The organism is Arthrobacter sp. G119Y2, from assembly GCF_038069765.1.
Lineage (GTDB): Bacteria > Actinomycetota > Actinomycetes > Actinomycetales > Micrococcaceae > Arthrobacter_B.
In genome coordinates this window covers 501,147-514,535 of sequence record NZ_JBBPFS010000003.1, presented here as the reverse complement: position 1 = coordinate 514,535, position 13,389 = coordinate 501,147, and the positions used below count along the sequence as shown (strand labels likewise).

Here is a 13,389-nt window from a genome sequence, read left to right as displayed (position 1 = left end):
GTCCGGCCGGTGCGCCTACGGGAGCATCCACCCCAGAACCGGCGTGGACTGCAGGAAGACGATGACGCACAGGATCAGCAGCAGTCCCACGCTCCAGCCGAGGACCTTGCGGAACAGGACTGACTCCTGCCCGCTCATGTTGACGGCGGCAGCACCGATGGCCAGGTTCTGCGGGCTGATCAGCTTGCCCATCACCCCGCCGCCGGTATTGGCGGCGACCATCAGCTTCGGATCAATGCCGGCCTGCGCGCCGGCTGTTTCCTGGAGCTTCGCGAAGAGGGCGTTGGCGGAGGTGTCCGAGCCGGTCACTGCGGTGCCGATCCAGCCCAGGACCGGGGACAGGAACGCGAAGAAGGCACCGGTGCCGGCAAGCCACGTGCCGATGGACACCGTCTGCCCGGAGAAGTTCATGACGTAGGCCAGCGCCAGCACGGCCAGGATGGTCAGGGCCGCCGAGCGCATCCGGACCGCTGTACGCCCAATTTCGGTGACCGCCGTCGGCACGGTCAGCGGATACCTTCCCCCGTCGTTAAACCGCGAGTAGACCACCGCCACGATCAGTCCGCTGATCAGCAGCAGGGTTCCGGGGCTGATCAGCCATTCGAAGTTGTAGATCGTGGAGGACTGCCGCTGCCCGCTGCCGTCCAGCAGGGCGTCGTGGAGCACGGGCCAGGGAATCTTGATGTTGGTCCGGGCCAGGGCCTCGGGAATATCCACGCCCCACCTCCACAGGTTCACCACGCCGAAGACGGCAATCACCAGGACGTAGGGAAACAGGGCCATCCAGGCGCGGCCGGGGGTGAGCCGGTCCGCTGCCGTGTCGGTTGTGGCGGTGCCGATGTCCGAGGACCCCGCCCCGGCCGGCGTCCAGCCCGACGCGCGGGCAGCAGTGAGCTCCGCGTTCATCCGGGCGCCGGCTTCCTGTCCGTTTCGCGGATGCCAGACGCGGAGGAAACCCACCGCGGCAACCATCGCGACCAGGGAGGCCACAATGTCGGTGAGCTCATAGGAAAAGTAGTTTGAGCAGAGGAACTGGGCAATGGAGAAGACGACGCCGGTGACGAGGGCCACCGGCCAGCAGTCCCGCACACCCCGGGCGCCGTCCAGGATGAACAGCAGCACCAGCGGAATGAAGAAGGCCAGCAGCGGAGTTTGCCGCCCCACCACCGAGGCGATTTCCTCTCCGGTGTAATTGGTCAGGTTGGCCGCGGTGGTGATCGGAATGGCGAGGGCACCGAACGCGACCGGGGCGGTGTTCGCCACCAGCACCGCCGCGGCCGCGCGCACCGGTGCGATGCCCAGAGCCAGCAGCATGGTCACCGTGATGGCGACCGGCGCCCCGAAGCCCGCCAGGGCCTCGAGCAGGCCGCCGAAACAGAAGGCCACGAGAATCGCCTGGACACGCAGATCCCCGCCGCCAACGGCGTCGAAGACTCGGCGCAGGTCCTCAAACCGGCCGCTGAGCACCGTGACCTGGTACAGCCAGACGGCCATCACGATGATCCAAACAACGGGAAACAGGCCGAAGGCCGCGCCCTGCGTGGCGGACAAAAGGGCCAGCCCGACAGGCATGCCGAATCCCAGGACGGCGATCACCAGAGCTGAGAGCAGCGCCCACGCCCCGGCCACATACGCCTTGGTCTTGGCGAAGGCCAGCAGCAGGAAGAACACGAGCAGGGGGACGAGGGCGAGCAGCGCGGACAGCGTCAGGCTGTTGGCCACGGCATCGGTTGTGGGGGTGAACGTTTCCATGGTTTCCCTCCGGGTCGCGCCGGGCGGCGGCACACTCGTCCACGACTCAGCGTAGGACGGCCCTTCGGCCCCGGCGGCTAGTACCGGGGAAATACCCGCCGTAACCTGTGCGGCCTTGACGGGGAGGGAAGTCAGAGGGGGTCGGAATACCAGCCCCGGGCAAGGTAGACGTCAATGTAGTTACCGCGGTCGACGTCGAGATCCTCGCGCCGGATCAGTCCGGCGGCCAGCGCCGTGTGCTGGGAACCGATGTTGTCCACCGTGGTGTAGGCAATGACGGGCAGTCCCGGAAGCAGCGTATCCGCCAGCCGCACAGCTTCCCTGGCCCCCTCCGTCGCGTAACCCCGGCCCCAGACCTCGGGGATGTACCGGTAGTAGAGATTCAGCGCGGGACGGGACTGCACGAGACGGTGTGACAGCCCGGTGAAACCGATCAGCGTCCGGGGATCCTCCCGGGTGGAGACGGCCCAGACACCAAAGCCGTGCCGGTACCAGTGCAGGCCGATTTCGTGGAAGATCCGCGCCGTGGACGCCCGGGTAACAGTGCCCGGAGCGGGATGGTGAACATTGGTCCGCGGGTCGGTATGCAGGTCCAGGGCCGCTGCTTCATCGGTTCCCTCGGGGCGGCGGAGGATCAGCCGGTCGGTGTGGACCGGCGTCCAATCGGCTACATCCTGTGCTGGCATGGATCAACTTTAAGGCAGGAACGGCAACCGGCATACCGGAACCGGCTCTACCCGGCTTCGGTTGCCGATTCCGCGTCTGCCCGGCGCTCGCGGTGGTGCCGCACGTAGCCCGCTGCCGCCACCGCAATGGAAAGCGCGGCGGAAATGGCCAGGCCCAGCCACAGTCCGACCTTCAGCGCCGCGGCCCCGGCGACGGCGCCGGCCAGGATCAGTGCGACGGCCAGTGCCCGCCGCTGCCAGAACTGGCTGTCGCCCCCGGCCAGCTTTGAATCGGAAGCCAGCCCGGTGATCGTCGAGGTCACCACCACGGTGGTGATCTCCGCGACTTTCAGCCGTTTGGCGGTGGCGGCCTGGACACCCATTACCGCGGCCATGGACGAGGTGGTGATGCTGCCCAGGATTTCGTTGCCCTGGACATCGGCCACTGCCACAAAGACTGCCAGCGCCGTCAGTCCGCCGGCCACCACGATCAAGGCGATGGAAGTTCGCCAGGACCAGCCCGCTGGACTCTTGCGCAGCATCCTCCCCGCCAGGGCGGCACCGAGCATGAAGAAGATCAGCGCAAGCGTGGGCCGCAGGATCGGGAGGTCCGCACCCCCGGCGAAGGCCATGCCCAGCAGCACGACGTTACCCGTCATGTTTCCGGTGAACACCCGGTCCAGCCCGAGGTAGCCAACGGCGTCCACCACACCGGTGGAGAAGGTCAGCGCCAGCATCAACCACAGATGGACCCGATCGGTGGGCACCGCATTCAATCGCTTCTTCACGGACAGGCTCCTCGTATTGCTTAACGCATGTGAAGTAGGTAACTGTATACGAAGCATTGGGCGCAGCGTCGATCGTATTCAAACCGGTTGAAGGCCCCGCTCCTCACTGACAGGAAGACCCGCACCGTGACCTACACTGCACCCGATTCCTTCACCACCCGTCCCACACTGCAGGGCACGTTCGGCATGAGCGCGTCCACGCACTGGCTGGCGACGGCCTCTTCCCAGGCGGTCCTCGAACGCGGCGGCAACGCCTTCGACGCCGCGGTGGCCGCAGGCTTCGTGCTGCATGTGGTGGAACCGCACCTGAACGGGCCGGGCGGAGACATGACCGGAGTCTTCGTCACCGCCGCGAACCCGTCCCAGCCGGTCGTGCTCATGGGCCAGGGGGCCGCCCCGGCGGCGGCGACGCCGGAGCATTACCGCTCCGAGGGCCTGGAGCTGGTGCCCGGCGCCGGCGCCCTGGCAGCGGCAGTGCCCGCCGCCGTCGACGCCTGGCTGCTGCTGCTGCGGGACCACGGCACGTGGGAGCTGGCCGACGTGCTGGCCTTCGCCGTCGGCTACGCCCGCAACGGGCATCCCGTGGTGGGGCGGGTGGGGACCACGATCGCCTCCGTGGACGAACTGTTCACGGAACACTGGCCCACGTCCGCCGCACAGTGGATGCCGGGCGGGCGGATTCCTGCGGACGGGGAACTCATCCGCAATGAGGCCTACGCGGCGGTCCTGGACCGGCTGGCGGCAGCCGGATCTCCGGAGGCAACCCGCGAAGAGCGCATCGACGCCGCCCGCCGCGAGTGGCGCGAGGGATTCGTGGCCCGGGCAGCTGTGGAGTTCCTGTCCATTCCGCACCGGCATTCCTCCGGGGCCGACCACGCCGGGATCATGACGCTGGCGGACTTCGTCGCCGGCAGCGCCGCCTATGAACCCGCTCTGACCTACGAATTCCGCGGACACACCATTGCCAAAACCGGACCGTGGGGGCAGGGGCCCGCCCTCCTGCAGACCCTGGCGATCCTTGCCGGCTTCGGCGACGAATACCTGGACCCTTCCACCGAGCTCGGCGCGCACACCATCCTGGAAGCGCAGAAACTGGCAATTGCCGACCGTGAGGCGTACTACGGCGACGCCGACGTCCCCATGGAGTACCTGCTCAGCGAGGAGTATGCGGCGCAGCGCCGGGCGTTGATCACGGACCGCGCCTCGCATGACTTCCGTCCCGGGAAGGTGCCAGGACACACCCCGTTCCTGCCGCCGCTGCGCACCGAGTATGTTGCGCCGGCCCTGGCCGGGCAAACAGCGTTCGCCGGCGTGGGGGAACCCACCGTCATGCCCACGGGGGAGACCCGGGGGGACACCTGCCACGTGGATGTCGTGGACCAATGGGGGAACATGATCTCCGCAACGCCCTCCGGCGGCTGGCTGCAGTCCTCGCCGACCATTCCGGAGCTGGGGTTCTGCCTGGGCTCGCGGCTGCAGATGACGTGGCTGGAAGACGGCGCCCCGTCCACCCTCACCGCAGGCAAACGGCCGCGGACCACCCTCACGCCCACGCTGGTCCTCAAGGACGGCAAGCCGGTGACGGCACTGGGATCACCCGGCGGAGACCAGCAGGACCAGTGGCAGCTGCTGTATCTGCTGCGCACGCTCGTCGGCGGGTATTCGCCGCAGGAGGCGGTGGACGCACCGGCCCTGCACACCACTTCCATCCCCGGCTCCTTCTACCCGCGCACCTGGACTCCCGGCGGCGCCGTGGTGGAAGACCGGCTCGGAGATGACGTCATCGAGGGGCTGGAGCGCCGCGGGCACGTAGTCACCCGGGCGGGGGACTGGGCGCTGGGACGGCTGTCCTCGGTGGTCAGCGACCCCGAAACCGGCCTGTTGAAGGCCGCCGCCAATCCACGGGGAGCGCAGGGATATGCCGCAGGACGCTAAGCGGCATACTGAGCGGCAAGCTGAAGCAGCAGTCGGCGGCGGCGCGCTTCCCAAGGAGCGGATCGAGGACGAAATCCGGCGGGACATCATCTTTGGTGTCCTGGCCCCGGGGCTGCGGATCACCGAGGCAGCACTGGCGCGGAAGTACGGCAGTTCCCGGGTTCCGGTCCGGGAAGCGCTGCGGACGCTTGAAGCCGAAGGCTTCGTCGAGTCCCGGCCCTATGCCGGGTCCACCGTGTCCAACATTCCGGCGGAGGAGGCCGACGACCTCTTTGCTGTGCGGACAGTTGTCGAAACAGCCACGGCGCGCCGTGCCGCCGAGCGCGCGGCCCGGCAGCTCTCCGCCGGAGCCCCCGACGGCGAGTGGTGGACCTTCCGGGGCAGGATCGCCGAGATCCTCGCCGCCGGCGACCAGGCTGTAGCCGAGGGGAACCTGGAAAAACTGCCCGAACTCAATGTCAGGTTCCACCTTGCGGTGGCGGATTTGGCTGACAGCCGCTCGCTGACGGCACTGCTGCGCCAGCTGGCAGGCAAAATCGAGTGGCTGTACGCGGCCGACGTCGACAACCGCGGGAAGGACTCCTGGAGCGAGCACCGGCCCATTATGGCTGCCATTGATTCCGGCGACGCGGAGCGGGCCCAGGACCTGATGTCCGCCCACGTCACCCAGTCGCGCGCCGGCTACCTGAGCAGGTTCAGCCCGGCCGCGCCCGCGGACTAACCGCGGTCGCCCTCAGCACCGCACGGCGGGAGGTTAGGCCGCGGCGGCAGCCGAACCGCCGCGGGCAATCCGCCGCCGCTGCCAGAGAGTCCAGGCCAGCCAGATGCCCCAGACCACCAGCAGCACCACGGCGCCGGCGACGGCGGTGGACCAGTCCAGCGGCCCGGTCCGCCCGGCGATAACCAGGAACCCCCACCAGGACACGGCGGCTACGGCCAGCAGATTCACCAGTGGTGCCAGGACGGCTGCCCCGCTGCGCGTCCGCAGCGCGGTCACCACCACATCAGCGGCCATGAGGACTGCCACTGCGCACACGGTGCCGGCGGCGAAGGCTGCGACTTCGGGGGACACCTCGCGGTTGGCGAACCACAGGATCAGGAGCATCACGGCGGCGGCCAGCGCCAGCGCCTGGAGAACCGCAGCCAGCAGGTCCAGTCCGCGCAGGGAGCGGTCGCTGTCCCTGCGTTTGCCCGGGATGAATCCCCAGGCGCTCCGCCGATAGTAGGCCGAGGCCAAATTGGCAAAGAGCAGCAGCGAACCGGCGGCAATAAACGGAACGACAAAGCTGTTGGTCAGGACCCACATGAGGGCCGCGGCCGCGGCAAACACCTGGGGCGAGCCCAGGATGCCGAGCACCCACGAAATGATGAACGGCCTCCGGGCCGGCTCAATATCCAGGGGATGGACGAGGTAGTGGGTTTGGGCGTCCGGCAGCGAGACGCGCTCATTGATCGATTTCACGGGACCTCCAGGGAACAGTGTCCAGGTGCGGGCCGCGCAGGCCACCCCGGGCGATTTCGTATATTTTCTGCCGGGACACGCCCAGCTCCTCAGCGACGGTGACCGCACTGAAATCCTCCAGCAGATGGGCTGCTGCCAGGGAGCGGACGCCCGAAGCCCTGCGGCCGAGCTGCGCCGCCAGGGCTCCAACTTCGGCCGCCAGAAGGGCGACGGCGAGGGTGCCGCCAAAGGGAGCCGGCCAGTCCGGTTCGCCGGCGGCAGCGGCCGCGTACAGGCGGTCTCCGCCGTCGGCCAGCACTGACTGAACCTGCGCCGCAGACAAGCCGGCGGCTTCAAAACGGGCGGCAGCGGCGGCGCGTTCTTCCTGCGGCCGGTGGGACAGGGTGCTGTCCCAAGCGGCTGTGTTCGGAGCGGATACCGCGCTGTCATCCCGGGGGTGACTGATCATGGTTTCGAGTGTGCGCGCCGGAGCGGCGTCTGTAAACCCCCTGATGACAAATCCTTCTCGCGGCTTTTTCTCCCGGTGGCCGCGGGCTCCCGGATGCACCCGTTCCCATGCCCGAAGCCCGCGCCTACCATTGCTAGGAAGGGGGATCCTCCAACCGTGAGCGAGGCTCAAGCCATGGCCAACATCACCACCAGACCGGTTACCAAGCTGGGAATTGTCGGGGCGGGAAGCGTGGGAACGTCGCTTGCCTATGCCGCCATTGTCAGGGACGCGGCGCGGGAAATCGCCATCTACGACATAGACGCCGTACGCGCCGAGGCCGAGGGCCTGGACCTGGCGCACGGCACGCAGTTCACCGGCGCGAACACGGTGACCGGCGGCGGGAACATCGAGGCGCTCGCCGGGTCGGACGTCATTGTCATCACGGCCGGAGCCAGGCAGAAACCGGGACAAACGCGCCTGGAGCTGGCCGGGGTCAACGTGGACATCATCTCGAAGCTCATGACGCAGCTGATGGAGCAGGCTCCGGACGCCGTCTATATCGTGGTGACAAACCCCTGCGACGTGCTGACCGTGGCCGCCCAAAAGGTCTCCGGGCTGCCGCGGAACCGGATCTTTTCGTCCGGGACGGTCTTGGACACCTCCCGCCTGAGGCTCCTGCTGGCCCGGGAAGCGCACGTGCTGATGACCAGCGTGCACGCCACCATCATCGGCGAGCACGGTGACTCCGAGTTCCCGGTCTGGTCCAATGCCTCGATTGGTCCGGTGCCGATCCGGGACTGGAAGATCAGCGGCCGGCAGCTCTTTACCCAGGAGTACCTCGATGCGGTGACCGACGACGTCGTCAACGCGGCGTACCGGGTGATCGAGGGCAAGGGCGCCACCAACTATGCCATCGGCCTGGCCGGGGTCCGGATTGTGGAAGCGGTGATGCAGGCGGAAAACGCCGTGCTGCCGGTGTCGGCCTCGCTGCAGGGGGAATACGGCATCAGCGGCGTGGCGCTGTCACTGCCGTCGATCGTCGGGATCAACGGGGTCTACGAAATGCTGGAAATGCCGCTGGACGAGGCGGAAACCAAGAAGCTGGAGGACTCCGCCGAGACCCTGCGGGACACCCTGGCAAAGCTTGGCGTTTAAGCGGGAGCCATGACCTGCGCTGTGGCGGCCTTGATGCAGATGGCCTTAACGCAGATGACGGCGGGAAACTCCCGGAATCCGGGTGTTTCCCGCCGTCGTGCCTTGGCGAAAGGCGGGCGCGGAACTAGGCGCGGACGGGCTCTGCCGGTGCGGCGCCGTCCTTGGAAATTCGCACGGCGTCGTCGAATTCGGCGTCGATCTCAGCGGACGGCTTGTAGGTGAACCGGCTGACCACCACGGTGAGCAGCAGGTTAATCAGGAAGCCCGGAATGATCTCGTAGACATCGCCCAGGATGCCCGGCATCTCGAAGGTGCCCCAGAGGAAGGCAACGGCCGCACCGGCAATCATGCCGGTGAGTGCGCCGGCCGTCGTGAGGCGGCGCCAGTAAAGCGCGAGCAGGATGGTGGGGCCGAAGGCAGCTCCGAACCCGGCCCAGGCAAAGCCGACCAGATCCAGGATCGAGGCATTGCGGTCCAGGGCAATCAGGATGGAAATCACCGACACCAGCAGCACGCCCATGCGGCCGAGCATCACCATGGAGCGCGGGGAGGCATCGCGCTTGAGCGCGATCTTGTACAGGTCCTCCACCAGCGCCGAAGAGGTCACGATCAGCTGCGAGGAAATGGTGCTCATGACGGCGGCCAGCACGGCGGCCAGGACAAAGCCTGCCACCAGAGGATGGAAGAAGATCTGCGCCAGCTCCAGGAACACGGCCTCGGGATCGCTGAGCGTGAGGTTGTTCTGCTGGAAGTACGCGGCGCCGATCAGGGCGGTCATGACGGCGCCCACCACGGTCAGGAGCATCCAGCCCACGCCGATCCGCCGCCCCGCCTTGGCATCAGCGGGGGAGCGCAGGGCCATGAAGCGCACAATGATGTGCGGCTGGCCGAAGTAGCCCAGGCCCCAGGCGAGGGCGGAAATGATGCCGACGACGGTGCCGCCGGCGATCGGATCCAGCATGTCCGGGTTGATTTCGCGCAGCGAATCGGTCATGCCGCCGAACCCGCCCACCTGGGACAGGCCGACCAGCGGCACCATGATCAGTGCGGCCAGCATCATCAGGCCCTGCACGACGTCGGTGTAGCTGGCGGCGAGGAAACCGCCGAAGAGGGTGTAGGCAATGGTTACGCCGGCCACGATCAGCATGCCCAGCAGGTAACTGGAGCCGAAGGAACTCTCGAAGAACACGCCGCCGGCCACCATCCCGGAGGAGACATAGAAGGTGAAGAAGACCAGGATGATCAGGCCCGAAACAACGCGCAGGACCCGGGAGCGGTCCTTGAGCCGGTTCTCCAGGAAGCTCGGCACCGTGATGGAGTTGTTCGACACCAGGGTGTAGGAACGCAGCCGCGGGGCCACGAACTTCCAGTTCAGCCACGCGCCGGCGGTGAGCCCGACGGCGATCCAGCCCTCCACCAGCCCTGAGACATAGATGGCGCCCGGCAGTCCCATCAGTAGCCAGCCGGACATGTCGGATGCGCCGGCACTCAGTGCTGCCACTCCCGGTTTCAGGTCCCGCCCGGCCAGCATGTAGTCGTCGAGGTCGGTGGTGCGCCGGTAGGCCCACCAGCCAATCGCCAGCATGGCGAGCATGTAGATCGCCATGGCGATCAGCTTGTATGTCTGGTCAGTCATTGTTTGTCTTAGCCGTTCACTCTGGTTACGTATCGCGGTCCGGCCCGAAGGCCCGTCCAAGTATGCCAAGGGTCACACCGCGCGGGAAATCGAGGGCCGGCCGCGTTGTGCCCGTGCTGCCCCGGGCAGGCGGGATTCCCTGCGGCCGGCCGAAGAACCGGGGAAGGGGATCCCGGAACCGGCGCCGCACGGTCACACTGGACAGGAGGCGTCCGCTGATGGGAGGGCAGCACCATGAATGATCCGGTATCTCCGCAGGGCTCCGACAACGAGCTGCTGATGGTCCGGGACTTCCCGGTTCCGCAGCAGGCGGTCTACGACGCCTGGGTCGACCTGTCCCATGCCACGGACTGGTGGGGGCCTGAAGGCTTCATCGTTCCGGCGGACCGCGTGAGCATCGATGACAGGGTGGGCGGGACTTACCGTGCCTGCATGGTCAACACGATTACCGGTGACGAGCTGTGGTGGGGAGGTGTCCTCCGCGAGCTTGATCCGCCGAACCGGCTTGCCATGACCCAGGAATGGCAGGCACCGGACGGAAGTGCGGCCAGCGCCGAAACGCTGATGACCGTGGACCTGGCACCGCACGAAGACGGGACGCGCATGACGTTCCGGCAGGGGCCGTTCTCGGACCGCCGGGAGATTGACGGCCATCAGTCGGGATGGAACTCCTCCTTCGACCGCCTGTCGCGTTACCTGGCGCGGCACCGCGGCCACTGACCGCCCGGCTCCCGCCGTCGTCGTCCGGCTCCCGCCCGGCTCCCGCCCGGCTCCCGCCGTCGCCGTCGTCGTACGCAGTGTGGCCCGTCACCTGCCGGGCGTGAAATAAGGCAGCGGCCTTTGCGGTTGCACCTAACTAACGTGTCCGGGCAGCAGCCGGGGCACCCGTGCAACGAAAGGCCGAAATTTCCATGACTGTCCCGCTTTCGATCCTCGATCTGGCCATCATCGACGAGGGCGAAACCGCGCGCGATTCCTTCGCGTCCAGCCTGGCCCTGGCGCAGCACGCCGAGAAGCTGGGCTACACCCGGATCTGGTACGCCGAGCACCACAACATGCCAACCATCGCCTCGTCGGCCACCAGCGTGCTGGTCGGCTACATCGCCGCCAACACGCAGAGCATCCGACTTGGTGCCGGCGGAGTCATGCTCCCGAACCACGCGCCGCTGACCATCGCCGAGCAGTTCGGAACGCTGGAAACCCTCTTCCCCGGACGGATTGACCTGGGCCTGGGACGGGCGCCCGGCAGCGACCAGAAAACCATGCGCGCCCTGCGCCGCGATCCCATGTCCTCCGACAGCTTCCCGCAGGACGTGCAGGAACTGCAGGGCTACCTGACCGGCAACACCCTGATCTCCGGCATCGACGCCACTCCGGGCAAGGGCACCAACGTGCCGCTGTACATCCTGGGCTCCTCGCTGTTCGGAGCCAAGCTGGCCGCTGCCCTGGGGCTGCCCTACTCCTTCGCCTCGCATTTCGCTCCGCAGGCACTGCAGGACGCCGTAGCCATTTACCGCCGCGACTTCCAGCCCTCCGAGCAGCTGGCCGAGCCCTACGTCATTGCCGGCGTGAACGTCATCGCTGCGGACACCACGGAGGAAGCGCGGCAGATGTTCGAAGACGGACAGCGCCGCCGCGTGACCCAGCTCTTCGGCCGGGACCGCACCTTCACCCCGGAGGAAGCAGACCTCATCCTGGAGTCCCCGGGCGGCCAGCAGGTCAAGCAGATGGGGCGCTACTCGGCGGTGGGCACCCCCGCAGAGGTCCGCGACTACCTGGACTGGTTCGCCACCCATGCCGACGCCGACGAGCTGATCGTCGCCACCCAGACGCCGACCCTCGAATCACGGCTTCACTCCTTCGAGCTGCTGGCCGGCGTGACGGAGCTGGCCCGGGCATAAGCGCACAGCCGGGGGCCGGGAGGTTGCCGGCGCCAGCTGTACTGAGACACGTGCTCCGCCGGTCCCGCTGGCCGGGACCGGCGCGTACGTGCTCCTCCTTCCTGTGCCTAAGTAGCCCCTACAACGGCTAAAAGAAGGAGCTCGGCGATGAGCGCGCAAAAAGCTGCAGGACCGGTGGATGTCCGCGGGGCGGACCCGGCGGACTATGAGACGGACGTCCTAGTGATCGGCTTCGGCTGCGCCGGGGCCGCAGCCGCGCTGGAAGCCCGCGCCGCCGGCGCCAACGTGATTCTTCTGGAGCGGGCCGGAGGAGGAGGCGGTTCGTCGGCCCATTCCGGCGGCGAGATTTATCTGGGCGGCGGCACGCCCATCCAGCAGGCCTGCGGGTTCACCGATACCGCCGAGGACATGGAGGCCTATCTGCTGGCGGCGCTGGGTCCGCACGCTGATGCCGAAAAGATCCGCGTATATTGCCAGGGCAGCCCGGAACACTACGAGTGGCTGAGCAGCTGCGGCGTCCCGTTCAAGCCTTCGCTGTGGGACAGCCCTTCCTGGGTGCCGCCCACCGACGACGGACTGATGTGGCTCGGTGAAAATGCCATGCCTTTTGCCGGCCTCGCCAAGCCGGCACCGCGCGGCCACCGGGTTACTTCGGAAGGCTACGGCGGCAAAGTGCTGATGAAGGTACTGACCGGGGCCGTGGAGAAAGCCGGCATCCGGGTCCATACCGATACCTACGCCGGGCAGCTGCTCATCGACGGCGGTACGGTGGCCGGCGCCGTCGCCACCCGCTTCGGGAAGACCGTGACCTACCGCGCCCGGCGCGGCGTCATCCTCACCACTGGCGGCTTTGCCGACAACGCCGAGATGGTGGCCCTGCATGCCCCGCGGCTCACGGGGCTGGGGGTAACGAGCGACGGCGGAGACGACGGACACGGAATCCGCATGGCCCAGGCGCTGGGCGCCGGCACTGCCCGGATGTCCTCCGCCCAGGTGGGAATCACCCTGATCCCGGGGCTGGCGGTCCGCGGCATGCTGGTCAACGCTGTGGGGCAGCGGTTCATCAATGAAGACCAGTACCCCGGGCTGCTCGGACAGGCCGCCCTGTTCAAGCAGGACCTGGCCGTCTGGGTCATCCTCGATGAGAAGGCCTACGAGGAAGTTCCGGAAGAGGAGCGCTGGGGCGTGGTTCCGCATTTCGCGGCTGAGACCATCGAGGAACTTGAACAGGAAGTGGGCATGCCGGAGGGATCCCTGGCAGAGACCGTACGCGCGTACAACCGGCATGCGGCAGCGGGGGAGGACCCGTACTTCGCCAAAAACAAGCGGTGGCTGCGGCCCCTGGAAGCACCGTTCGCCGCCATCGATGTCAGCCGCGGCATGAGCGCTCCTGAGTCGGGTTCCACCGGCGGGGGCGGTGCAAGCGTCTTCACGCTCGGCGGACTGCGAACCGGACTGGACGGCGAAGTCCTGGACGTCTCCGGGGCACCGGTTCCCGGGCTTTATGCCGCCGGCCGCGCCACCGCCGGGATCTACGGGCAGGGGTATATCAGCGGCACGTCCCTGGGCGAAGGCACGTTCTTTGGCCGGCGTGCCGGTGCGGCCGCCGCCGCAGTGGCGGGGCGGTAGGCGCGGGAGCGGTAAGTGCCGGGGCGGTAAGAGCGG

Annotated in this window: 12 protein-coding genes; 6 read left to right on the top strand and 6 right to left on the bottom strand. The window is 67.7% G+C overall.

The window, feature by feature from the left end; translation table 11 throughout:
- Nucleotides 1-15: 15 nt before the first annotated feature.
- The 3 genes from WKB88_RS09025 to WKB88_RS09015 all read right to left on the bottom strand — a co-directional run bounded on the left by WKB88_RS09025 (nt 16) and on the right by WKB88_RS09015 (nt 3,205).
- The gene (locus WKB88_RS09025) at nt 16-1,752 is read right to left on the bottom strand and encodes an L-lactate permease (RefSeq protein WP_341394191.1); all 1,737 of its coding nucleotides are present in this window, start codon (nt 1,750-1,752) and stop codon (nt 16-18) included.
- Nucleotides 1,753-1,883: 131 nt separating this feature from the next.
- Nucleotides 1,884-2,438 (bottom strand): GNAT family N-acetyltransferase, encoded by a 555-nt coding sequence (locus WKB88_RS09020; protein ID WP_341394190.1) that lies wholly within the window; start codon nt 2,436-2,438, stop codon nt 1,884-1,886.
- Nucleotides 2,439-2,485: 47 nt separating this feature from the next.
- A complete protein-coding gene (locus tag WKB88_RS09015) occupies nt 2,486-3,205 on the bottom strand; it encodes a YoaK family protein (protein WP_341394189.1) in 720 nt (239 codons plus the stop codon).
- A 186-nt stretch (nt 3,206-3,391) separates the two neighbouring features.
- On the opposite strand from WKB88_RS09015, the gene WKB88_RS09010 reads away from it, so the two are divergent.
- Together WKB88_RS09010 and WKB88_RS09005 are read left to right on the top strand one after the other, a co-directional pair.
- Nucleotides 3,392-5,140, top strand: coding sequence for a gamma-glutamyltransferase family protein (locus WKB88_RS09010; RefSeq protein WP_445818895.1), 1,749 nt, complete (start codon nt 3,392-3,394; stop codon nt 5,138-5,140).
- The gene (locus WKB88_RS09005; protein ID WP_341394187.1) at nt 5,124-5,861 is read left to right on the top strand and encodes a GntR family transcriptional regulator; all 738 of its coding nucleotides are present in this window, start codon (nt 5,124-5,126) and stop codon (nt 5,859-5,861) included. Before WKB88_RS09010 ends, WKB88_RS09005 begins: the two co-directional genes overlap by 17 nt.
- 33 nt (nt 5,862-5,894) lie before the next feature.
- On the opposite strand, the gene WKB88_RS09000 is transcribed toward WKB88_RS09005, so the two are convergent.
- Nucleotides 5,895-6,602, bottom strand: coding sequence for a hypothetical protein (locus WKB88_RS09000; RefSeq protein ID WP_341394186.1), 708 nt, complete (start codon nt 6,600-6,602; stop codon nt 5,895-5,897).
- Nucleotides 6,586-7,050, bottom strand: coding sequence for a hypothetical protein (locus WKB88_RS08995; protein ID WP_341394185.1), 465 nt, complete (start codon nt 7,048-7,050; stop codon nt 6,586-6,588). The genes WKB88_RS09000 and WKB88_RS08995 overlap by 17 nt, the downstream gene beginning before the upstream one ends.
- 174 nt (nt 7,051-7,224) lie before the next feature.
- Here WKB88_RS08995 and WKB88_RS08990 point away from each other — a divergent pair, with 174 nt between their 5' ends.
- Entirely contained in the window at nt 7,225-8,187 is a 963-nt protein-coding gene (locus tag WKB88_RS08990) for an L-lactate dehydrogenase (protein ID WP_341394261.1), read from the top strand.
- Between the two features lie 124 nt (nt 8,188-8,311).
- Here the strand turns inward: WKB88_RS08990 and putP are convergent, their stop codons facing one another.
- Nucleotides 8,312-9,823, bottom strand: a complete 1,512-nt coding sequence (gene putP / locus WKB88_RS08985; protein ID WP_341394184.1) for a sodium/proline symporter PutP — start codon at nt 9,821-9,823, stop codon at nt 8,312-8,314.
- Nucleotides 9,824-10,057: 234 nt separating this feature from the next.
- On the opposite strand from putP, the gene WKB88_RS08980 reads away from it, so the two are divergent.
- The 3 genes from WKB88_RS08980 to WKB88_RS08970 all read left to right on the top strand — a co-directional run bounded on the left by WKB88_RS08980 (nt 10,058) and on the right by WKB88_RS08970 (nt 13,353).
- Entirely contained in the window at nt 10,058-10,543 is a 486-nt protein-coding gene (locus tag WKB88_RS08980; protein ID WP_341394183.1) for an SRPBCC family protein, read from the top strand.
- A gap of 191 nt (nt 10,544-10,734) precedes the next feature.
- On the top strand, nt 10,735-11,724 hold the full coding sequence (locus WKB88_RS08975; RefSeq protein WP_341394182.1) for an LLM class flavin-dependent oxidoreductase: 990 nt from the start codon (nt 10,735-10,737) through the stop codon (nt 11,722-11,724).
- 147 nt (nt 11,725-11,871) lie between these two features.
- Nucleotides 11,872-13,353, top strand: a complete 1,482-nt coding sequence (locus WKB88_RS08970; RefSeq protein WP_341394181.1) for an FAD-dependent oxidoreductase — start codon at nt 11,872-11,874, stop codon at nt 13,351-13,353.
- Nucleotides 13,354-13,389: the final 36 nt, after the last annotated feature.

Bases quoted from the DNA above. Each gene is read 5' to 3' on its own strand.
- WKB88_RS08995 (WP_341394185.1), bottom strand. From the start codon at position 7,050: ATGATCAGTCACCCCCGGGATGACAGCGCGGTATCCGCTCCGAACACA.
- WKB88_RS09025 (WP_341394191.1), bottom strand. From the start codon at position 1,752: ATGGAAACGTTCACCCCCACAACCGATGCCGTGGCCAACAGCCTGACG.
- WKB88_RS09010 (WP_445818895.1), top strand. From the start codon at position 3,392: ATGAGCGCGTCCACGCACTGGCTGGCGACGGCCTCTTCCCAGGCGGTC.
- putP (WP_341394184.1), bottom strand. From the start codon at position 9,823: ATGACTGACCAGACATACAAGCTGATCGCCATGGCGATCTACATGCTC.
- WKB88_RS08990 (WP_341394261.1), top strand. From the start codon at position 7,225: ATGGCCAACATCACCACCAGACCGGTTACCAAGCTGGGAATTGTCGGG.
- WKB88_RS08975 (WP_341394182.1), top strand. From the start codon at position 10,735: ATGACTGTCCCGCTTTCGATCCTCGATCTGGCCATCATCGACGAGGGC.
- WKB88_RS09005 (WP_341394187.1), top strand. From the start codon at position 5,124: ATGCCGCAGGACGCTAAGCGGCATACTGAGCGGCAAGCTGAAGCAGCA.
- WKB88_RS09020 (WP_341394190.1), bottom strand. From the start codon at position 2,438: ATGCCAGCACAGGATGTAGCCGATTGGACGCCGGTCCACACCGACCGG.
- WKB88_RS08980 (WP_341394183.1), top strand. From the start codon at position 10,058: ATGAATGATCCGGTATCTCCGCAGGGCTCCGACAACGAGCTGCTGATG.
- WKB88_RS08970 (WP_341394181.1), top strand. From the start codon at position 11,872: ATGAGCGCGCAAAAAGCTGCAGGACCGGTGGATGTCCGCGGGGCGGAC.